General features: G+C 72.5%; 18 protein-coding genes and 1 tRNA gene. 10 read left to right on the top strand and 9 right to left on the bottom strand.

Features of this window, described 5'->3' with window-relative positions; genetic code table 11:
* Positions 1–16: 16 nt before the first annotated feature.
* Positions 17–1,171 (bottom strand): cystathionine gamma-synthase, encoded by a 1,155-nt coding sequence (locus GXP74_RS04720; protein WP_182450155.1) that lies wholly within the window; start codon positions 1,169–1,171, stop codon positions 17–19.
* Positions 1,172–1,410: 239 nt separating this feature from the next.
* On the opposite strand from GXP74_RS04720, the gene GXP74_RS04715 reads away from it, so the two are divergent.
* Together GXP74_RS04715 and msrA are read left to right on the top strand one after the other, a co-directional pair.
* On the top strand, positions 1,411–3,036 hold the full coding sequence (locus tag GXP74_RS04715) for a M48 family metallopeptidase (protein WP_182450154.1): 1,626 nt from the start codon (positions 1,411–1,413) through the stop codon (positions 3,034–3,036).
* A 43-nt stretch (positions 3,037–3,079) separates the two neighbouring features.
* The gene (msrA, locus tag GXP74_RS04710; RefSeq protein WP_182450153.1) at positions 3,080–3,742 is read left to right on the top strand and encodes a peptide-methionine (S)-S-oxide reductase MsrA; all 663 of its coding nucleotides are present in this window, start codon (positions 3,080–3,082) and stop codon (positions 3,740–3,742) included.
* A gap of 45 nt (positions 3,743–3,787) precedes the next feature.
* Here msrA and GXP74_RS41790 read toward each other — a convergent pair whose 3' ends face one another.
* From GXP74_RS41790 to GXP74_RS04695, 3 genes are all read right to left on the bottom strand, one after another.
* A complete protein-coding gene (locus GXP74_RS41790) occupies positions 3,788–4,651 on the bottom strand; it encodes a hypothetical protein (protein WP_304940906.1) in 864 nt (287 codons plus the stop codon).
* A 76-nt stretch (positions 4,652–4,727) separates the two neighbouring features.
* A complete protein-coding gene (locus GXP74_RS04700) occupies positions 4,728–5,573 on the bottom strand; it encodes a rhomboid family intramembrane serine protease (RefSeq protein WP_182450152.1) in 846 nt (281 codons plus the stop codon).
* 69 nt (positions 5,574–5,642) lie between these two features.
* The gene (locus GXP74_RS04695) at positions 5,643–6,191 is read right to left on the bottom strand and encodes a DUF1707 and FHA domain-containing protein (RefSeq protein ID WP_182450151.1); all 549 of its coding nucleotides are present in this window, start codon (positions 6,189–6,191) and stop codon (positions 5,643–5,645) included.
* 147 nt (positions 6,192–6,338) lie between these two features.
* Between GXP74_RS04695 and GXP74_RS04690 the strand changes: the two genes are divergently transcribed.
* Positions 6,339–7,595, top strand: coding sequence for a DUF4190 domain-containing protein (locus GXP74_RS04690; RefSeq protein WP_225447715.1), 1,257 nt, complete (start codon positions 6,339–6,341; stop codon positions 7,593–7,595).
* A gap of 31 nt (positions 7,596–7,626) precedes the next feature.
* Here the strand turns inward: GXP74_RS04690 and GXP74_RS04685 are convergent, their stop codons facing one another.
* Both GXP74_RS04685 and GXP74_RS04680 read right to left on the bottom strand, forming a co-directional pair.
* Positions 7,627–8,898 (bottom strand): Ig-like domain-containing protein, encoded by a 1,272-nt coding sequence (locus GXP74_RS04685; RefSeq protein WP_225447714.1) that lies wholly within the window; start codon positions 8,896–8,898, stop codon positions 7,627–7,629.
* Positions 8,899–9,076: 178 nt separating this feature from the next.
* On the bottom strand, positions 9,077–9,421 hold the full coding sequence (locus tag GXP74_RS04680; RefSeq protein WP_182450149.1) for a hypothetical protein: 345 nt from the start codon (positions 9,419–9,421) through the stop codon (positions 9,077–9,079).
* An 81-nt stretch (positions 9,422–9,502) separates the two neighbouring features.
* Between GXP74_RS04680 and GXP74_RS04675 the strand changes: the two genes are divergently transcribed.
* Positions 9,503–9,775, top strand: coding sequence for a hypothetical protein (locus tag GXP74_RS04675; RefSeq protein WP_182450148.1), 273 nt, complete (start codon positions 9,503–9,505; stop codon positions 9,773–9,775).
* 470 nt (positions 9,776–10,245) lie between these two features.
* Here the strand turns inward: GXP74_RS04675 and GXP74_RS04670 are convergent, their stop codons facing one another.
* A complete protein-coding gene (locus GXP74_RS04670; RefSeq protein WP_182450147.1) occupies positions 10,246–11,646 on the bottom strand; it encodes a cystathionine beta-synthase in 1,401 nt (466 codons plus the stop codon).
* A gap of 141 nt (positions 11,647–11,787) precedes the next feature.
* Here GXP74_RS04670 and GXP74_RS04665 point away from each other — a divergent pair, with 141 nt between their 5' ends.
* The 3 genes from GXP74_RS04665 (at position 11,788) to GXP74_RS04655 (ending at position 15,327) form a co-directional block, all read left to right on the top strand.
* Positions 11,788–12,882: an SGNH/GDSL hydrolase family protein gene (locus tag GXP74_RS04665; RefSeq protein WP_225447713.1), complete on the top strand. Its 1,095-nt coding sequence runs from the start codon at positions 11,788–11,790 to the stop codon at positions 12,880–12,882.
* An 81-nt stretch (positions 12,883–12,963) separates the two neighbouring features.
* Positions 12,964–14,187 carry an acetyl-CoA C-acetyltransferase gene (locus GXP74_RS04660; protein WP_182450145.1) on the top strand — a complete coding sequence of 408 codons (1,224 nt, stop codon included), beginning with the start codon at positions 12,964–12,966 and terminating at the stop codon, positions 14,185–14,187.
* A gap of 303 nt (positions 14,188–14,490) precedes the next feature.
* Positions 14,491–15,327, top strand: a complete 837-nt coding sequence (locus GXP74_RS04655) for a hypothetical protein (protein WP_182450144.1) — start codon at positions 14,491–14,493, stop codon at positions 15,325–15,327.
* On the opposite strand, the gene GXP74_RS04650 is transcribed toward GXP74_RS04655, so the two are convergent.
* Positions 15,291–15,806 (bottom strand): hypothetical protein, encoded by a 516-nt coding sequence (locus tag GXP74_RS04650; RefSeq protein WP_182450143.1) that lies wholly within the window; start codon positions 15,804–15,806, stop codon positions 15,291–15,293. The two genes, GXP74_RS04655 and GXP74_RS04650, sit on opposite strands and share 37 nt — an antisense overlap.
* 161 nt (positions 15,807–15,967) lie before the next feature.
* Here GXP74_RS04650 and GXP74_RS04645 point away from each other — a divergent pair, with 161 nt between their 5' ends.
* Positions 15,968–16,201 carry a DUF4287 domain-containing protein gene (locus tag GXP74_RS04645; protein WP_182450142.1) on the top strand — a complete coding sequence of 78 codons (234 nt, stop codon included), beginning with the start codon at positions 15,968–15,970 and terminating at the stop codon, positions 16,199–16,201.
* 180 nt (positions 16,202–16,381) lie between these two features.
* On the opposite strand, the gene GXP74_RS04640 is transcribed toward GXP74_RS04645, so the two are convergent.
* Positions 16,382–16,464, bottom strand: a tRNA-Leu gene (locus GXP74_RS04640).
* 274 nt (positions 16,465–16,738) lie between these two features.
* Here GXP74_RS04640 and GXP74_RS04635 point away from each other — a divergent pair.
* Positions 16,739–17,551, top strand: coding sequence for an ABC transporter ATP-binding protein (locus GXP74_RS04635; RefSeq protein WP_182450141.1), 813 nt, complete (start codon positions 16,739–16,741; stop codon positions 17,549–17,551).
* Between the two features lie 14 nt (positions 17,552–17,565).
* Positions 17,566–20,115 carry an ABC transporter permease gene (locus GXP74_RS04630; RefSeq protein ID WP_182450140.1) on the top strand — a complete coding sequence of 850 codons (2,550 nt, stop codon included), beginning with the start codon at positions 17,566–17,568 and terminating at the stop codon, positions 20,113–20,115.
* Positions 20,116–20,239 lie beyond the last annotated feature (124 nt).

The raw sequence follows: 20,239 nt of genomic DNA, 5'->3' as shown, positions 1-20,239 counted from the left end.
CATCCTGTACCGAGGCCTACTTGAGCGCTTCGCCGAGGTCCGTCAGCAGGTCGTCGACGGACTCGATGCCGACCGACAGCCGGATCAGGTCCGCCGGGACCTCCAACGCCGAACCGGCGGCCGAGGCGTGGGTCATCCGGCCCGGGTGCTCGATCAGCGACTCCACCCCGCCCAGCGACTCGCCCAGGGTGAACAGCCGTGCCCGGTCGCACACCTGGACCGCCGCCTCCTCACCGCCCTTGTGCCGGAAGGAGACCATCCCGCCGAAGGACTTCATCTGCTTCACCGCGATGTCGTGCCCCTTGTGCGAGGGCAGGCCCGGGTACAGCACCTCGGCCACCTTCGGGTGGCCGACCAGGAACTCCGCCACCCGGGCGGCGTTCTCGCTGTGCCGGTCCATCCGCACGCCCAGGGTCTTGATGCCGCGCATCACCAGCCAGGAGTCGAACGGGCCCGCGACCGCGCCCATCGCGTTCTGGTGGTAGGCGAGCTCCTCGCCCAGTTCGGTGTTGCCGGTCACCAGCGCGCCGCCGACGACGTCCGAGTGGCCGCCCATGTACTTGGTGGTGGAGTAGACGATGACGTCCGCGCCCAGCGCCAGCGGCTGCTGCAGGTAGGGGCTGGCGAAGGTGTTGTCGACCACCAGCAGCGCCCCCGCTTCCCGCGCGATCTGCGCGACCGTGGCGACGTCGGTGATCCCGAGCAGCGGGTTGCTCGGCGTCTCCACCCAGACCACCTTGGTGGTCGGCCGGATGGCGGCCCGCACCGACTCCGGGTCGTGGGTGTTCGCGACGGACCACTCCACCCCCCAGCGCGACAGCACCTTCGCGAACAGGCGGAAGGTGCCGCCGTAGGCGTCGTTCGGGATGACGATGTGGTCGCCGGGCTTGGTGACCGTCCGCAGGAGGCAGTCCTCGGCCGCGAGGCCGGACGCGAAGGCGAGGCCCCGGCGTCCGCCGTCGAGCGCCGCGAGGTTCTGCTCCAGCGCGGTACGGGTGGGGTTGGCGGAACGGCTGTACTCGTAGCCGCCTCGTAGGCCGCCGACGCCGTCCTGCTTGTAGGTGGAGACCTGGTAAATGGGGGTAACCACGGCACCGGTCTGCGGATCGGCCTCCTGACCCGCGTGGATGGCCAAGGTCTCGAAGGCGTAGTGCTGCTCACTGCTGCTCATGTGTCCCGAGAGTAGCCGGAGCGGCCATCCGTCAGCCACGAAGCACGACGCGCCCCGCACGGGTTTTCCCACCCGCCTTTCGACCCGCGCCGCCGCCGCCCGCGCCGCCGCCGAGCGCCACTCCAGTGCCCCCCGGACCCCGGCGGCCCCGGCTGCCCCGACCGTCCCGGCGGCCCCGGCGGCCCCGGGAAAGTAGGCTTCATAGCGTCCCGCCCCACCGCAGAGAGCGCGTCACCCCCATGCGTACGAGCCCCACGCGGACGGCCGCCGCCCGCACCCCAGTGTCGCGCGCGGCCCTGCGCGGCCTGCGGGCCCTCGCCCCGCCCATCGGCTTCTACCTGCTGACCGTGGCCCTGCTGGCAGGCGTCCTCGGGCTGGACCTGGCGATCATCGGCGCGGCCGGGAACCACAGCCAGCTGGTCCCGGCCGAGGTCTGGGGCATCAGCGCGATCGTCGGCTGCGTGCTGCTGTACGGCCTGTACGCGGTGCGCGGAGCCAACCACCGGGCCGAGGGGCTGCGGGTCTCCCGGCAGCAGCAGCCGCAGCTGTGGCGGCTGGTCGAGCAGACCGCGCGCAGCGTGGGCGTCCGCGCCCCGCACGCGCTCTGGCTCACCGACGACGACGGTCTGGCCGCCTGGCAGAACCCCCGGCTGCTGGGCCTGCTGCCGACGCGCCACCGGCTGAGCATCGGCGTACCGCTGCTGGTCGGCCTGACCGAGGCGGAGCTGACCGCGCTGCTGGCGCACCGGCTCGGCCCCGCCGCCGACGCCGACACCCCCCTCCCCGCCCTGGTCCGCCGCAACCGCGACGCGCTGCGGCTGGTGCTCCAGCGCTACGCCGACACCGCCGAGGCCGGACCCGGCCCGCGCAAGTGGTTCGGCGGCATGTACGCCGGATACGCCCGCGGCTGCCTGCGCTGGAGCGCGCCCGACGCCCGGCGGCTGGAGTTCACCGCCGACCGCGCCGCCGCCCGGGTCGCCGGACGGGACACCACCATCGCCGCGCTGCGCCTGGCGCCCGCCCTGAGCGAGCTGCGGCAGCGCTACTGGCACGAGTTCGTCCTGATCGGCTGGGAGCAGGACGCCTTCCCGCCCACGGCCGAGGTGGTCCCGGCCTTCCGGGCCTGGCTCCGCGGCCCGGTCGGCCAGGAGGAACTGGCCGCGCTGGCGGGCGACCCGCCCCGGGAGCGGATCGCCCGGTACGACGCCCGCCCGCCGCTGGCCGAGCGGATCCGCCGCCTGGAGCAGCTGCCCGCTCCCGCGTCCCCCTCTCCTCCTGCCTCGCCCGCGTCGCCCTCGTCGCCCTCGTCGCCCGCCGAGCTGCTGGTCGCCGACCCGTCGCGGACCTTCGCGGAGGTGGTCGCGGCGGCCCCCGAGGTCCCCGGGAAGCGGCAGCTGCCCTGGGACGACCTGGCCGCCATCGCCGGGCGGGCCGAGCTGGACGCCGCGGCGGCCGGGCTGCTCACCTCGGTGGCCTCGGTGCTGCGCCGCCGCGCCCCGGACCTGCCGACCATCCTGGACGCCATCGACGAGGACCGCTGGGCGGAGCTCGCCGACTGGATCCCGCGCACCGGCGCCGCCCGCACCGTCCCGGTGGCCGTCGGCCGCTCGCTCAACCTCAGCACCGCCTCCCAGGGCCTGCGGGCGCTGGTCCTGAACGCCCTGGTCGACCGGGGCCGTGCCCGCTGGACGCTCGACCCCCGGCACGGCCGCCTGCTCGACCCGGACCCGGACGCCCTGGACGCCGTCCTCGGCCCCGCGCTGTACGCCGCCACCTCGTCCCCGCCGGACACCGCGCCGCTGCGGCAGCTGCTCGCCGACGCCCCGGGCACCCCGCCGGAATCCCCGCCCGCCGTCGAGCGTTGAACCAGACGCCCGCCATCGGCCCCTCCCCAGGACGGACAGCACCATGATCTTCGGGAACAGCTTCAAGAACCGCCTCCCCTCCGCCGAGGAGGCCCTCCCGGGCCGCGCCGCGCCCAACTACAGCGTGCCGCCGGCGCACACCGTCCTCGGCCACCCGCTCCAGGGCCCGTACCCGGCGGACCTGGAGGTCGCGGACTTCGGCCTCGGCTGCTTCTGGGGCGCCGAACGCAAGTTCTGGCAGGTCCCCGGGGTGTGGACGACCCTGGTCGGCTACCAGGGCGGGCAGACCCCCAACCCGACCTACGACGAGGTGTGCAGCGGCGCCACCGGCCACACCGAGGCCGTCCGCGTGGTCTTCGACCCGGCGCTGGTGACGTACGAGGACCTGCTCAAGGTCTTCTGGGAGGCCCACGACCCGACCCAGGGCTTCCGCCAGGGCAACGACCGCGGCAGCCAGTACCGCTCCGCCGTCTACACCCACTCCCCAGACCAGGCCCAGGCCGCCACCGCCACCCGCGACGACTTCCAGTCCGTCCTCAAGCGCGTCGGCTACTCCGACATCACCACCGAAATCCTCCCGGCCGGCCCGTTCTACCCCGCCGAGCCCTACCACCAGCAGTACCTGGACAAGAACCCCGACGGCTACTGCGGCCTCGGCGGCACCGGCCAGTCCTGCCCCATCGGCGTCGCCAGGACCGACGGCTGACGCTGCCGCGGCGGCCCCGGCGGCTGGTGGACCGGGCCGTCGGGCTCAACGCGGTCGCGGGGCGCCCAACTCGGCGCGGAAGAAGGCGACGGCGTCGGCCGCGACGGCCGCGCGGACCGGTTCGCCGGACTCGGTGCCGTCGACGAAGACGTAGTGCCCCACCGACTCGCCGACGCAGACGGCCTCGGCCCGGGGGATGTGCCGGGCGTAGCGCAGGGCGTTCTCCGGGCCCGGGCAGATGTCGTCCGCGCCGCCCCAGCGGATGGCGACCGGGCGGGTCACCCGGGGCAGGCTGGACTCGTCGATGAGTTCGCCCACGGCGGGGCAGATCAGGAAGGCCGCCAGCACCTGCGGCACCGAGACGTCCGCCGCCGACCCCTGGATCAGTGGTTCCCACTGGTCCTGCGGGATCCTCGCCCGCAGGGCCTCGATCAGGTCCGGGAACTCCGGCAGCGGGGGCGCCGGGACCAGGCCCTCGGCCACCGCCCGTACCCGCTCCGGGTCGATCCGGGCGCCCACCGTGGCCGCCGCCGTGTAGCCGCCGAGCGAGAACCCGGCCGCGCCGACCGGTCCGAGCCGCCGCTCCCGGGTCAACTCCCCCAGCAGGAAGCCCAGATCGCGTGGGCGCTCCCAGTCGAAGGCGAAGCCCTCGGGCAGGTAGCCGTCCACCCAGTTGTTGCCGTGGTGGTCGACGCCCGCGACCAGGAACCCCGCCCCGGTCAACGCCTCCGCCAGCCAGGCGAGATCCTGGGCGCTGCCGCCGGTGCCGTGCGAGAGCAGGACCAGGGGTGGCGGGTCGAGCGTGGGGAACGCGGGCTCCCACAGGTAGGCGCGGACCGGGCGCGGGCCGACCGCGTCCCAGTTGCGGCGGGACGGGTCGGCCAGCTCGCGGATCTCAGGCTTGATCATGTCGGCAGCCTAGGACGTCTGCTGACGATGACTCAACAACCTTGGGAGACCGACATAACCTTGGGAGACAGGCTGGTCAGGATCCGGCGCGGACCGGGTCGCGGGGCAGGCCGAGGGCGCGCCGCCCGGCGGTGGCGGTGAGGACCAGGCCGAGGACGCAGCCGGTGAGCAGTCCCGCGCCGTGGTTGTTGTGGATCGCGCAGAGGAAGGCCCCGGCCGCCGGGATGGCGAGGGTCAGCCGCCGGAGCCGGGTCGGGTCCTGGGCGAGGTCCGTGCCGGGGCCGGTGCCGGAGTCGCCGTCCGCGGCGAACTCGCCGGAACGCAGCAGGTAGGTCATGGCGAGGGCACCGACCAGGCCGCAGATCGCGATCGAACTGCCGCCGCCGTGCCGACTCCAGCCCTCCTCGCTGACGACGTTGGCGACGACGCCGCTGCCGAAGAAGACCAGCAGCCAGCGACCGGCGCCGAACACCCGCTCGGCGATCGGACCGGCCACCGCCAGCGCGGCCACGTTCACCACGATCTGGACCAGCCCGGAGGACTGGATGAACAGCGCCGTGAACACCCGCCACCACTGGCCGTCGTCGAGCGCCCCGGGATGCCGCATCAGCCGGTCGCCGAGGCCGGGCACGGCGTACCGCAGGCCGATCATCACCAGCATCGTCACCATGACCAGCCCGGTGACCCAGGGCCCGCGGGACCAGATCGCCGCGAGGATCCGCGCGGGGCTCCGGTCCCCGGGACGGGTCGCGGACAGCGCTGTCAGCAGCGGCTTTCCCGCCCCGAACACGACTGCCGCACTTGCGTAGAGCTCCAGCTCACGGGTGTCGATCATTTTTGGGTCCCCCTGGATCGGACTGGCTTTGCCGGTGAACCCCATGGTGCTGTCCGGCAGTTGCCGGAAGGCAGAGTCCACCGTCACCGGTCCGTCCTGACAGTTGTCATGCAGAGGACGTTACGTACCGGATGGAATAAGGGAATTGATTGATTGTCAGCGGGCGATCAGGCGGAAGGCTGCGTTGCCGAAGACCACCCGGTCGCCGGGGCGGACGGCCACGGTGCCGATGATCCGGGAGCCGTTGACCTGGGTGCCGTTGGTGGAGCCGAGGTCGTGCAGCAGCCAGCCGCCCGCGCCGTCGCCGGACAGCTCGGCGTGCACCCGGGAGATCGAGGTGTCGTTCAGTCTCAGGTCACAGCCCTCCTGCCGACCGATCCGCAGTCGCTCCGGGCCGCTGGCCGGAAGCGTGATGGAGTCCAGTCGCGGGTGCCGCCAGGCGCTCTGGAGCCGTAGGCCGAACGACGAGACCGCGCGCACCGAGCCCACCAGCAGCCGTGCGAACCGCCCCTGCGACGGCAGATCCGAGGTCAGCGCGTCCAGTTCGGCGCGCCCTCGGGCATGCAGCACCAGGTCGATCCGGCGCATGAAGGTCTCGTGTGACAGGCGGCCCTGAACGGAGTGATCGCGCAGCAGCTCGATCGCCTGGTCGCGTTCCGCGTCGGAGAGCCGTGCCACATTGGTCAGGGGCTCAGGCGTCGTCATGGATGTGATTGTCGGGCCTTGCTCAGGGCACGTCCAGGGACGCTCCCGGTCGGATCGGCGCACGCCGCTGACCGCAGCTTATCCGTCCCCGCCACAGGGTTTCCACAGGCGATCAGATAATCTCGCGGCTTATGGGGAGGGGAAAGCATGACCACGCCGTCATTGCCGCAGGATTCATCGGAACAGGGGGAGCCGGAGATACCGGAGCCGCCTGTTCCGTCGAACGCCGAACCCCAACCTGAAGCCGAACCTGAAGCCGAACCTGAACCTGAAGCCGAAACTGAACCCGAGCCCATATCCGAGCCCGAGTCCGAACCCGAGCCCGAACCGCTGCCCGGGGAGCAGCGGGGACGCTGGTACTCGCCGCCGGGGGGCACCCGGGCCACCGCGCCGCGGCCCTCGGGCCCACCCCCCGCCAGCACGAACGGGCAGGCGGTCACCGCCTTCGTGCTCGGGCTGCTGGCGCTCGCGCCGGTCAGCGTGGCCTTCGGCATCGTCGCCCTGGTCCGGATCGGGCGCACCCGTCAGCGGGGAAAGGGCCTGGCCGTCGCCGGGCTGGTGCTCTCCGGGGCGTGGTGCCTGGTCGGTGTGGTCGCGCTGCTGCTCGGCGCGGCGTACGTCAGCGCGCACCCGGGCGCGCTCAGCCCCTCCTCCGCGATGCCGGGGATATCCGGGATGCCCGGGATGCGGCTGGTGTCCGGGCTCGGCCCCGGCAGCTGCTTCGACCTGCCGCCCCAGCGGGCGGTCACCGGCTGGGTCACCGTGGTCTCCTGCATCCAGCCGCACGACCGGCAGCTGTACGCCAAGGTCGACTTCGGCGGCGGCTACCCGGGGGCGGCCGAGGCCGCGCGGCAGACCCAGCTGGTCTGCCTGAAGGCGATGGGGGCGGACTTCCTGGACCCCGAGGGCATCCTGGAGGCCGCGCGCCCCTTCGGCTACGTCCCGACGCCCGCCGCGTACCGGGCGCGCAAGGCGCAGGCCTGGTGCACCCTCGCCGGGCAGTCGGGGCAGCTCAGTGAGAACCTGATGCAGGCGACCGGCGACTACACCGCGCAGCAGCTGGCGTTCCTGAGGACGACCGAGCAGACCACGCTGATACGCAGCGGGATGACCTCCACCGTGGTGGGCGACCTGGAGCAGGCCAGGGACTTCGCGGCGCAGCTGGCGTCGGCGGACCGCGCCGAGGCGCGACAGCTGCTCGGCCTGCGCTTCCCGGCGGGTCCGGAGCGGGGCGAGGCCGCCGCCATCGCCAGGGACGACCTGGCGGAGGCCGAGCAGGCGCGGGCGTTCGCGGCGGTGACCACGGAGGGTCAGGCGCAGGCGGTCATCGGCCGGATGGCCGCCTCGGCGCTGTCCTCGGACGTCCACACGATCCGGATCCAGCTGGGGCTGGACGCCGCCTGACCTCCACCGGGGCGCCCGGCCGCCGGGGCGGTCAGACCGCGCTGCCGGCCTTCCAGTCGGCCCAGTCCATGTTCCAGCCGTTCAGCCCGTTGGACGGGGCGACGGTCCGGTCGCCGGAGTTGACCACCTCGACCACGTCGCCGGTGATCGAGCTGTTGTAGAACTGCGCGGCCGGGGTGCTCGGGTCGCCCGCCCCCTGGACGTCGTGCATGCCGACGCAGCCGTGGCTGGTGTTCTCGCTGCCGAAGATGCCCGGGCTGGACCAGTAGTTGCCGTGCACGAAGGTGCCCGAGGTGGTCAGCCGCTGGGCGTGCGGAACGTCCGCGATGTCGTACTCCCCGCCGAGGTCGACCGTCTGCGAGTTCATCCGGGTCCGCAGCAGCTTCTCGGAGATCACCATCTTGCCCGCCCAGGTGGTGTGCAGCGGGCTGCCGCCGGAGATCGGCCAGGTCTGGGTGACCACGCCGTCGCGGGTGACCGTGAGCCGCTCGGCGCGCAGGTCGGCGACGCTGGTCTGGCTGCGGCCGACGGTGAAGCCGACGTCCTTGGACTGGGTGCCGAAGACGCCGGGCGCGCCCTCGACGTCCTTCAGCCGCAGGCTGATGGTGACCCGGGTGCCCGGCTTCCAGTACTCCTCGGGGCGGAAGTCGAGGCGGTTCGCGCTGAACCAGTGGCCGACCACCTCGACCGGCGGGTCCGCGGTGACGGTGATCGCCCGCTGGACCCGGGCCCGGTCGGTGACGGCCTTGTCGAAGGTGAGGGAGACCGGCATGCCAACGCCCACGGTGGTACCGGCGTCCGGCGTGTAGGTGCCGAGGAAGGTCTTCGCGGGGGCGGCGGTGGCGAAGACGACCTCCTTGGCCGCCCGCGCCTCGGCCGGGTCGACGGCGACCGCCGCGACCTTGTAGGTGGTACCGGAGCTGAGCCTGCCGGTACTGGTCCAGCTGCTGCCGTCCGGGCTGAGCCGACCGGCGACGGCTGTGCCGTTCGGGTCGGTGAGGGTGACCGAGCTGAGCCGCCCGCCGGTGACCGCGACCCGTACCGGCTGGGTGAAGTCGGCCTTGGCCGCGCCGCCCGCCGGGGTGACGGTGACCACGGCGGCGGAGACCTTCGGCCCCGACTCCCCCGAGGTGCCGGAGGAGCCGGAGGACCCGCCCCCGCCGCAACCGGCGACCAGCGCGACCGGCGTGGCGACCAGGGTGCCCACCAGCGCGCGCCGCCCCAATCCGGGGGCGCCCGCCGCGAGCGGGCCGCGGGCGCCGCCGCCGGAGTCGTTCCGCTGCTGCCCCTGCTCCGCTGCCACCACTGTCAACGCTCCCTCGCCTGGACCACGCCATGCCTGTCATCGCACCAGCACCTGCTGGATACCCAGTTTTGCCCCACTGTGCCCGGGTCCGCTCGGCCGGCCGTCGGCGGATACGGCGACGGGCGGCCCTGGTGACCAGGGCCGCCCGTCCGGCGTACCGCGCCGCGCGGCCGGGTCAGTCCTGCCGCGCCTCGTCGCCGCCGTCGCTGTCGCCGTCGTAGAGCTCCCAGTCCTCGTTCTCCGGGTCGAAGTCCACCGGCTGCGACTCCCAGGTCGCCTCGGCCAGCTCGACGCCGGGGATGCCGGAGAGCATCGCGACCGGGTCGACGAAGTGGGCGATCGACCCGGCCGGGTCGATCTCGATGGCGGCCACGGCCTCCGCGCGCTCCTCGTCCTCCAGGTAGGCGTCGTTGCGGACCTGCTCCAGGGCGGCCTCCGCCAGGGCCTTCTCATCGACGATCTCGGCGATGAGCTCGATCTGAAGCCGGATGTAGCGCGGCTCGCTGGTCTCACTAGTCATGGATTGACCCTATCCAACCCAGCCGAAGCTCATTAGCATCGTGCGAACCACATCGCCACCCAGTTACCCAGGGAGCGCCCCTTGGGCACGCGCCGTCCACTCACCGTCACCACCATCGCAGCGGGTGTCGGCATCGCCGCCGCCGTGGCCCTCGGCCCGATGGCCTCCGCGGCGACCAGCTCGGCCGCCCGGCACGACCTGCGCACCTCGACCACGGTCACCTCGGCCGGGCCGGTGCGGGACCTGTCCCTGGCCGACACCGGCGCGGACGCCGTCCCGTACGCGGTCAGCGGCGTCGGCACGCTGGTGGTCGGCGCGGGCCTGGTCTACGCCGCCCGGCGCTGGGCCTCCTGAGCCCAGGACGCCCCCCAGCACCCCTCCAGCACCCCTCCAGCACGGCCCGGGACAGCCTCAGGGTCCGGGCCACAAGCACCAGCAGGACCGGCCCTCGAAACGGGCCGGTCCTGGTGTCTCCGCTGAAGTTCCCCCACCCGGGAACGCGGAGCTGGTGCCACGGGGCCGCCGCACCCCGGGCTCAAGGCCCAGAGGCGGGACGACGGCAGTCCCCGCGGGCGGACGCGGCCGGCCGGGTCAGGGCCGTCCGACGCGTCCTTTGGTGACTGCGGGCTCCGGGAGCCGCTCCGGATCCGCCGCTGTCACCAAGCTCGACTTGCTTGCCGTTGACCACAACGATGACGGTCCGTTGTTAACCGCGTGCTGCGGGTTCGTGTCGTCGGCGTACCGATAGGCACCTCCCGCGTGAACGCCGTGAGTCCTGCGGCTCACGGGCCCGGCAGCCGGTCGCCCCCGGGCCCGCACCGGGCTCAGTGCACGCCGTGCTGCGCCATGAAGGCGAGCAGGTCCTGCCGGGTGACGATGCCCTGCGGCTTGCCGTCGACCAGCACCACCGCCGCGTCCGCCCGCTCCAGCACCGCCATCAGCCGGGTGATGGACTCGCCCGAGCCGACCACCGGCAGCGGCGGCGACATGTGCCCCTCGATCGGGTCGCCCAGCTCGAACCGCTTCGCGAACAGCCCGTCCAGCAGGTCGCGCTCCACGATCGAGCCGATCACCTCGCCCGCCATCACGTCCGGGTGCCCGGCCCCGGGCGAGACCACCGGCAGCTGCGACACCCCGTACTCGCGCAGGATCTGCACCGCCTCGCCGACCGACTCGCGCGGGTGCATGTGGACGAACTGCGGGATCCCCTCGTGCTCCAGCACGTCCTTGCGCTGGAGCACGTCCCCGGCGACGGCCTCGGTACCGCCCTCGTCCAGGAAGCCGTAGTCCTGCATCCAGTCGTCGTTGAAGATCTTGGACAGGTAGCCGCGGCCGGAGTCCGGCAGCAGCACCACCACCACGTCGTCCGGGCCGAGCCGCTCGGCCACCCGGAGCGCCGCCACGACCGCCATCCCGCAGGAGCCGCCGACCAGCAGGCCCTCCTCCTTGGCCAGGCGGCGGGTCATCTGGAACGAGTCCTTGTCGGAGACCGGGACGATCTCGTCCGCGACCTGGCGGTCGTAGGCGGTCGGCCAGAAGTCCTCGCCGACACCCTCGACCAGGTACGGGCGACCGGTGCCGCCGGAGTAGACGGATCCCTCCGGGTCGGCGCCGATGACCTGCACCCGGCCGTCGGAGGCGTCCTTGAGGTAGCGGCCGGTGCCGGAGATGGTGCCGCCGGTGCCGACGCCCGCGACGAAGTGCGTGATCCGGCCATCCGTCTGCTCCCACAGCTCGGGGCCGGTGGAGCCGTAGTGGCTGGCGGGGTTGTTGGGGTTGGAGTACTGGTCGGGCTTCCAGGCGCCGGGGGTCTCCCGCACCAGCCGGTCGCTGACGTTGTAGTACGAGTCGGGGTGCTCGGGGGCGACGGCGGTCGGGCAGACCACGACCTCGGCGCCGTAGGCGCGGAGCACGTTGATCTTGTCGCTGGACACCTTGTCGGGACAGACGAAGATGCAGTGGTAGCCCTTCTGCTGGGCCACGATCGCCAGTCCCACCCCGGTGTTCCCGGATGTCGGCTCGACGATGGTGCCGCCTGGCTTGAGCTCCCCCGAAGCCTCTGCGGCTTCGATCATCCGCATGGCGATGCGGTCCTTCACCGAACCGCCCGGGTTGAAGTACTCAACCTTGGCCAGAACCGTGGCACTGATTCCCTCAGTGACCCTGTTGAGTCGTACCAGAGGGGTGTTGCCGACGAGCTCGATGATCGAATCGTGGTACCGCACGGGGTCTCCTCCGCGGTTGGCCGGGAATCTACGGGACGCACGGTTTGTCGTCTCCGTGGAGGTCAGCGTAATGGGGCAGACTCCGAGAATAAGTGGGCGTTGCAGGTAGACGTTGGTACTGGACAGGAGATGGGGTCGCTCATGTCGCGGGAACGGGTTGCACGACGCATCGCCGCAGCGGCGGCCTACGGGGGCGGCGGGATCGGGCTGCTCGGGGTGGGTTTCGCGGGACTGCTGCTGACCGAGGCCAAGCTGGCCGAGATGCAGCTGAACACGCTGCACGGCGAACCGCCCCGGGCCGACGGCCTGTACGGGCAGGCGTTCGCGGGCGAGGACGCGGCGACGGAGCAGCCGCTGCGGATGGCGGTGCTGGGCGACTCCACCGCCGCCGGGTTCGGCGTGGACCGGGGCCGGGACACCCCGGGCGCGCTGCTGGCCGGGGGGATCGCGGCGATGGCGGAGCGGCCGGTGCGGCTGACGGTCGCGGCGGTGAACGGGGCCGCCTCGGACGACCTGGAGCGGCAGCTGGTCTCGCTGCTGGAGACCGAGCCGGAGCTGGACATCGCGCTGATCATGATCGGCGCGAACGACGTCACCCAGCGGATCAAGCTGGCGGACTCGGTGCGGATGCTCGGGGACACCGTGCGGCGGCTGCGCGCGGCCGGGGCCGAGGTCGTCGTCGGGACCTGCCCGGACCTGGGCACCATCGAGCCGGTGCGCCCGCCGCTGCGGACCCTGGCCCGGCGGGCCAGTCGGCAGCTGGCGGCGGCGCAGACGATCGCGGTGGTGGACGCGGGCGGCCGGAGCGTGTCGCTGGGCACGCTGCTCGGCCCGGAGTTCAACCACCGGCCGGAGATGTTCGCCTCGGACCGCTACCACCCGTCCGCCCAGGGCTACCAGACGGCGGCGATGGCGCTGCTGCCGTCGATGTGCGCGGCGCTGGAGGTGTGGCCGGAGGAGGAGCGTCCGGACGCCTACCGCGGCGAGGGCGTGCTGCCGGTGGCGCGGGCGGCGGCGGAGGCCGCCGGGCGCAGCGGTACCGAGGTGGCGGGGGCCGAGGTGCTGGGCGCGGACTCCGGTCCGCGGGGCCGCTGGGCGCTGCTGAAGCACCGGCGGCGGCACACCCTGCCCGACGGCGCGACGCCGGAGTCGGCGGCGGATCCCGCCCCCGGATCGGCGCCGGAATCAACGTCGGACAATTCACACGCCGCCAGCGCTGACGCCGGAGCTACCTGACGGTAATTTAAGGAGCTACCTGACGGTGGTGCGACCGGAAGGCCGCCCCCCGTCCGCCCCTGGAAACCTTCTGGAGTCGTCATGCCCGAAGCCGTCATCGTCAGCACCGCCCGCTCGCCGATCGGCCGGGCGTTCAAGGGCTCGCTGAAGGACGTCCGACCGGACGACCTGACCACGCACGTCATCCAGGCCGCGCTGGCGAAGGTCCCGGGGCTCGACCCGCGCGACATCGACGACCTGATGCTGGGCTGCGGTCTGCCGGGCGGCGAGCAGGGCTACAACCTGGGCCGGGTGGTCGCGGTGCAGCTCGGCATGGACCACCTGCCGGGCTGCACCGTCACCCGCTACTGTTCCTCCTCGCTGCAGACCACCCGGATGGCGCTGCACGCGATCAAGGCCGGTGAGGGCGACGTCTTCATCTCGGCCGGGGTGGAGACCGTCTCGCGCAGCGTCAAGGGCTCCTCCGACGGCCTGCCGGACACCAAGAACCCGCTGTTCGCCGACGCCGAGGCGCGCACCCTCGCCACCGCCGCGCAGACCGGCGCGCCGGTCTGGGAGGACCCGCGCGACAGCGGCCTGGTCCCGGACGTCTACATCGCCATGGGCCAGACCGCGGAGAACCTGGCCAAGCTCAAGGGCATCAGCCGCCAGGAGCAGGACGAGTTCGGCGTGCGCTCGCAGAACCTCGCCGAGAAGGCCATCGCGGACGGCTTCTGGGCCCGCGAGATCGTCCCGGTGACCACCCCCGACGGCACGGTCGTCAGCAAGGACGACGGCCCGCGCGCCGGGGTGACGCTGGAGGCGGTCTCCGCCCTGAAGCCGGTCTTCCGCCCCGACGGCACGGTCAACGCGGGCAACTGCTGCCCGCTGAACGACGGCGCGGCGGCGCTGGTGATCATGTCCGACACCAAGGCCAGGGAGCTGGGGCTGACCCCGCTGGCGCGGATCGTCTCCACCGGCGTGACCGGCCTCTCGCCGGAGATCATGGGCTACGGGCCGGTCGAGGCCTCCCGGCAGGCGCTCCGCCGCGCGGGGCTGGGCATCGGCGACATCGACCTGGTCGAGATCAACGAGGCCTTCGCGGCCCAGGTCATCCCGTCCTACCGGGACCTGGGCGTGGACCTGGACCGGCTGAACGTCAACGGCGGCGGGATCGCGGTCGGCCACCCCTTCGGCATGACCGGCGCCCGGATCACCACCACCCTGATCAACTCGCTCCAGTGGCACGACAAGCAGTTCGGCCTGGAGACCATGTGCGTGGGCGGCGGCCAGGGCATGGCGATGGTCATCGAGCGGCTGAGCTGACCGTACCGGCGCGGCCACCGGGCCCGGTCGGGAAACGGGCCCGGTGACACGTTTGGGCTAGCGGTGCGGGGGTAAAGTTCGGGTCACGTTTCTCACGTGACCCGAAGTGCTTTCTTTAGCTGCTCATCACATTCGATCGACAGCCCGTGAGCGCCCGGTCACAATGCGTCGAAAATCGGCGGATATCCATTTACCGGAATGTCATGGGTCACACTGGCGAGCGAGATTCGGCACTCCCGTCAATTGCCCGGCTGGGGCACTGTTGGGACTGACCGCAGTTCGACCCTTCGCTAGGGGTGCCTCGTGATCGTCCTCGTTGTCGTCCTCGCCTCACTGCTGTTCGTCCTCGTCGCCGCCGTCGCGGCAGGCGTGCTCCTCTCGGTCCGCGCGCTCCGCTCGCTGGACCGGCGCTTCGACGCGTCGGTGCGCGAGGCGGTCACCGCCGCGCTCGCGCAGGACCGCGAGCGGGAGATGGAGGAGGCCCGGGCGTTCTGGGCCGAGCAGGAGGCCCGCGCCGCCGAGGACGAGGGCTACGGCGGCGGGACGGCCGGCGGCGCCCAGGACGGCGGCGGCCTGTTCGGGGACGCCGACGTGGTCCTGTTGCCCGCGCCGCGCGGCTACGTGGACGACGAGGGCACCATGGACCCGGAGTTCGCCGAGGCGCTGCGCAGCGCCCTGGAGGACCTGATCTCGGAGACCGAGGCCGGTCGCGGCGCGCCCGGCGCCGGGAACGCCCCGGGGACCGCGTCCGCGCCCGGCACCGCGAGCACCGCCAGCCCCAGCCGCACCGACCACGGGGTCCACCACCCGTCCATGCCCGGCTTCGTGCCGCAGCCCACCTCCACCCCTGAGTGGACCGACCTGCGGCTGATGGAGCTGGTGGACGTCGGCATCACGCTGCGGGACGTCCGCCCCGGCCCGATGGGCACGCTGGACGTCTACGTGTTCGAGGACGAGACCACCCTGTGCGTGGCCCCCGGCGACCCGGCCACCGGCGCGCGCATCCGCGAGGCGATCGACCGGGGCGCCGAGGTGCGGCTGCTGGGCTCCTCCCGGCTGCCGGGCGGCCACGCGCTGACCTTCACCCTGGGCGAGGAGACCGCCTACATCATCGCCGACCGCGTGGTCGCCAGCCTCTGAGCGAGCTCGGCCACCAGTCCCAGCGCCTCGGCCAGCGCCGCCTCCCCGGCCCCGGTCTGCTCCGTCTGCTCCGCCTGCTCCGGTTCGGCCTCGGGCTCCGTCCCCGGGTCGAACCCGGAGTGCGCCCCCGAGTCGGACCCTGAGTCGACCCCCGAGCCGGACCCTGACCCGAACCCCGAGCCCGCGCCCGACCGCGACCCCGACTGCGACCCCGACCCCGACCGCGACCCGGAGCCGGTACCGGCCAGCGCCGCCGCCAGGTCGTGGGCGGCCAGGGCGATCTGGTCGCCCACCGCGAACACCCCGGCCTCCGGCAGCTCGCGCACCGGCAGCCCCTCCAACTGCTGGGCGAGAACGGCCAGTCGCCGGGCCAGCCGCAGACCGAACGGGGCGAACCGGGTGAGCTTGCTCTGCGGCATCGAGCGGAAACGGTCCGCCAGGCGCTCGGCCGGGGCGAGGAGCGGTGTGGGATCGGGCATCCACCGAGCGTATCCGGGCGGGGGTGGTTAACGGGGAGTGACCGGCGAGGGATGAATCGGCGGCCGACCGGGTACGGGTGTCCACACACCGGCTGTTGCCAAGGCCCGCCCCCCGCGGGACAGTCGGATGACGGCAGCCGGACCCACCCTGGAGGCGCCCAGTGTCCCTGATGTACTCCGACGAGACCCACCAGAACCTGCTCACCCGCATCCCCGCGGTGACCGGCCGCACCCTCGGCGAGTGGCTCCGGGTCGTGGACGACGGCCCCAGCCTGCTGCGCTGCGAGGAGCGGATCGAGTGGCTGCGCGGCACCTACGAGATCTCCCACGGCTATGCCAAGGCCATCGTGCACGAACACGACCTGCGCCGGGCCGCCGCCCGCATGTCCCGATAGCGCGCACACGCGTCGCGCACGGTTCGAAAACCCCGCCATCGGATATGGCCCGGCCACAAAGAAAACATATTCCGGAAGGTCGCATTCCAACGCCGGGCCCACCGTGGAGACGATGCCGGGAATCGTGGTTCGGCAGGTCACCGTGATGACCTGCCCATGCCACTCCCAGAACAACACGTGTGCCCGGAGCCGGATTTGAACCGGCACGGCCTGGCGGCCAGCGAGGTTTAAGCTCGCCGTGTCTGCGATTCCACCATCCGGGCCTGTCCGCACTCTGAGCCTAGCCGCCCGGAACGCCGGATACTCCCATACCCGTAGGGAACTTGTCTCATTTCACAGCCCTCTGACGCTTCGTCGGCTCAGTTTGACCACTCGCATGCGACTTCTGTCTGTATGCAGAGGGTCGGGGATCACGGTCCGGGCCGAGGTCAGGGTCGGTCATCCCTGAAGAGGAGGGGCGGTACCCCCCGGCTCCGACGCGAGTGGGTGCCGTAACCGTCCGCCGGACCGATTACCTGGCGTGATCACTCCGGAAGGATGGAGAGCACCGCAGCCCGACTGCGCTCTCTCCCCCTCCTTTGGAGTCCGACAGTGACCACGCCCCTGCGCACCGCCGCAGCCGCACGAGCCGTTGACCTCAGCAAGGTCTACGGCGAAGGAGACACCCGGGTCACCGCTCTCGACCGGGTCAGCGTCGAGTTCGCGGCAGGCCGGTTCACCGCGATCATGGGGCCGTCGGGCTCCGGCAAGTCGACCCTGATGCACTGCATGGCCGGCCTCGACACGGTCAGCTCGGGCTCCGCCCGGATCGGCGACACCGAACTGGTCGGGCTCAAGGACAAGCAGCTGACCAGACTGCGCCGGGACCAGATCGGCTTTGTGTTCCAGGCGTTCAACCTGCTGCCGACGCTCACCGCGCTGGAGAACATCACGCTGCCCATGGACATAGCCGGGCGCAAGCCCGACCAGGCCTGGCTGGACCGGGTGGTGGCCACCGTCGGCCTCAAGGACCGGCTCTCGCACCGCCCCTCGCAGCTCTCCGGCGGCCAGCAGCAGCGCGTCGCCTGCGCCCGGGCACTGGCCGGACGGCCGTCGATCATCTTCGCGGACGAGCCGACCGGCAACCTGGACTCCCGCTCCGGCGCCGAGATCCTGTCCTTCCTGCGGTCCTCGGTACGGGAGTTGGGCCAGACCGTGGTGATGGTCACGCACGACCCGGTGGCCGCCTCCTACGCGGACCGGGTGGTCTTCCTGGCCGACGGCCGGATCGTGGACGAGATGCACGCGCCGACCGCCGACAGCGTCCTGGACCGGATGCGGCGCTTCGACGCCGCCGGCCGCACCAGCTGAAGGGGGGGCGAACCGTGTACCGCACCGCACTGCGCAACGTCCTGGCCCACAAGGGCCGACTGCTGATGACCATGCTGGCCGTCCTGCTCGGGACCGCCTTCGTGGCCGGGACGCTGGTCTTCTCCGACTCCGTCGGGCAGTCCTTCAAGGACAGCGTCTCCAGCAGCTTCGACAACATATCCGTCCAGGTCACCGACAACGCCGCGGGCCCCGGGGGCAGCAGCGGCAGCAAGCCCGACGTCCCGCTCACCCAGGCCACGCTGGACCGGATCGCCGCGCTGCCCGGGGCCGCGACCGCGCGCGGCGACGTCTCCGGCTTCGCCGGGCTGTCCGACGCGCACGGCAACCTGATCGGCAGCAAGGGCGACACCCAGGGCGCCAACTGGTACCCCGGCAGCGGCGGCCAGGACACCAAGTACCCGATGGTGCAGGGCTCCGGGCCGACCGACGGCCGACAGATCGCGATCGACCAGAAGACCGCCGCCGCGCACGGCTTCAAGGTCGGCGACCAGGTCCGGCTCGCGGTCAACGGGCCGGTGCTGAACGTGACCGTCTCCGGCGTCTTCAGCACCACCGACCCGCAGGTCACCTCCGGTGGCTCGCTGGTGCTGTTCGACAGCGCCACCGCGCAGGGCCTCTACCTCAAGTCCGGTCAGTACAACGACATCCAGGTCACCGCCCGGCCGGGGACCAGCCAGGAGCAGCTGCGCCAGGAGATCCTGCCGCTGGTCCCGCACGTCTCCACGATCAAGACCGAGACCGTCGCCCAGCTCAAGGCCGACCAGGCGTCGATGATCGCCAGGACCACCTCCGGCATGAAGACCGCGCTGCTGGCCTTCGCCGGGATCGCGCTCTTCGTCGGCATCTTCCTGATCTCCAACACCTTCACCATGCTGATCGCCCAGCGCACCCGGGAGCTGGCGCTGATGCGCGCGATCGGCGCCAGCCGCCGCCAGATCACCAACTCGGTACTGCTGGAAGCCCTGTTCGTGGGCGTCAGCGCGTCCGTGGTGGGCCTCGGCGCGGGTATCGGCCTCGGCGTCGCGTTGCAGGCGGCGGTGGGCTCCATGGGCAGCCAGATCTCCGCCAGCGTGCTGGTGGTCTCGCCCACCACGGTCGTCGCCACGCTGCTCACCGGCATCCTGGTGACCGTGCTGGCGGCGCTGCTGCCGGGGATCCGGGCGTCCCGGGTGGCCCCGGTGGCGGCGATGCGCAGCGGCGACCAGCCGGCCACCCAGCGGAGCCTGATCGTCCGCAACAGCATCGGGCTGCTGCTGACCGCGGCCGGACTGGCGCTGGTGCTGATGGGCGTGAACGCCGGGGGCAGCTCCGGGCGGCTGCCGGTGGGCGCGGGCGCGGTCGGCATCCTGCTCGGCGTGTTCGTGCTGATCCCGCTGCTCTCCCGGCCGGTGATCGGCCTGCTCGGGCCGCTGTTGGGCGGCCTGTTCGGCATCTCCGGCAAGCTGGCGCGGCAGAACGCGGTGCGCAACCCGCGCCGCACCGCCGCCACGGCGTCCGCGCTGACCGTCGGGGTCACCCTGATCAGCGCGCTGACGGTGATCGGCGCGTCGATGACGCACGCGATCGACCAGGAGGTCACCCAGAACATGACGGCGGACCTGGCGATCAGCTCGGTGGTCAACCCCAGCGTCTCGCCGACGCTGCTGCCGGACATCGCCAAGGCCCCCGGCGTCGCCGCCTACAGCCCGATGGACCAGCAGTACCTGCGGGTGCACGGCTCCGCGGTCCAGGTCACCGGCATGGACCCGGGCACCTGGGCGGAGCTGGCCGCCCCGACCATGGTCAGCGGCTCCACCTCGGCGCTGGCGCAGGGGCAGCTGCTGATCGACCAGGACCACGCGGACAGCGACCACCTGGCGGTCGGCAGCAGCGTCCCGGTGACCTATCCGAACGGCTCCGAGGGCACGCTGACGGTCGGCGGGGTCTACCGGAACAGCGGCCTGCTCGGCCCGCTGCTGATGAGCGAGTCGGTCCTGGCGCCGCGGACCACCGGACCCGACTACGGGGTGGTCCTGGTCAAGGGCACGGACGGGGACACCCCGGCGCTTCAGCAGGCGCTGAAGGACGCCACCGGTGACAACCCGCTGCTCCAGGTCCAGGACAAGAAGGCGTTGCAGCAGCACTTCAGCTCGCAGATCAGCCTGCTGCTGGACGTGATGTACGCGCTGCTCGGGATGGCCGTGATCATCGCGGTGCTGGGCGTGGTGAACACGCTGGCCATGTCGGTGTTCGAGCGCAAGCGCGAGATCGGCATGCTGCGGGCGATCGGCCTGGACCGGCGCGGGATCAAGCGGATGGTCCGGCTGGAGTCGGTGGTGATCGCGACCTTCGGCGCGGTGCTGGGGGTGGCCATCGGCGGCTTCCTGGCCTGGGCCGCGGTCCGGCTGCTGCGGGACGCGGTCTCCGGGCTGACCACCGTGCTGCCGTACGGGCAGCTGGCCGGGTACGTGCTGGGCGCGGCCCTGGTCGGCCTGCTGGCGGCGCTCTGGCCGGCCCGGCGGGCGGCCAGGCTCAACATCCTGGAGGGCGTCAAGGGGGACTGAGCGGCCGCCCGCCGGGCAGCCCCCGAACAGCCCAGTGCCCCGGTCCAGATCACTCTGGGCCGGGGCACTTACGGCAGCGGTGCCGGTATGAGCACCACACGTGTGGTCCGGCGACGCTGCCGGG

The sequence above is a fragment of the Streptacidiphilus sp. P02-A3a genome (assembly GCF_014084105.1).
Classification (GTDB): Bacteria; Actinomycetota; Actinomycetes; order Streptomycetales; family Streptomycetaceae; genus Streptacidiphilus.
This window is presented reverse-complemented; position numbering and strand designations above follow the sequence as displayed.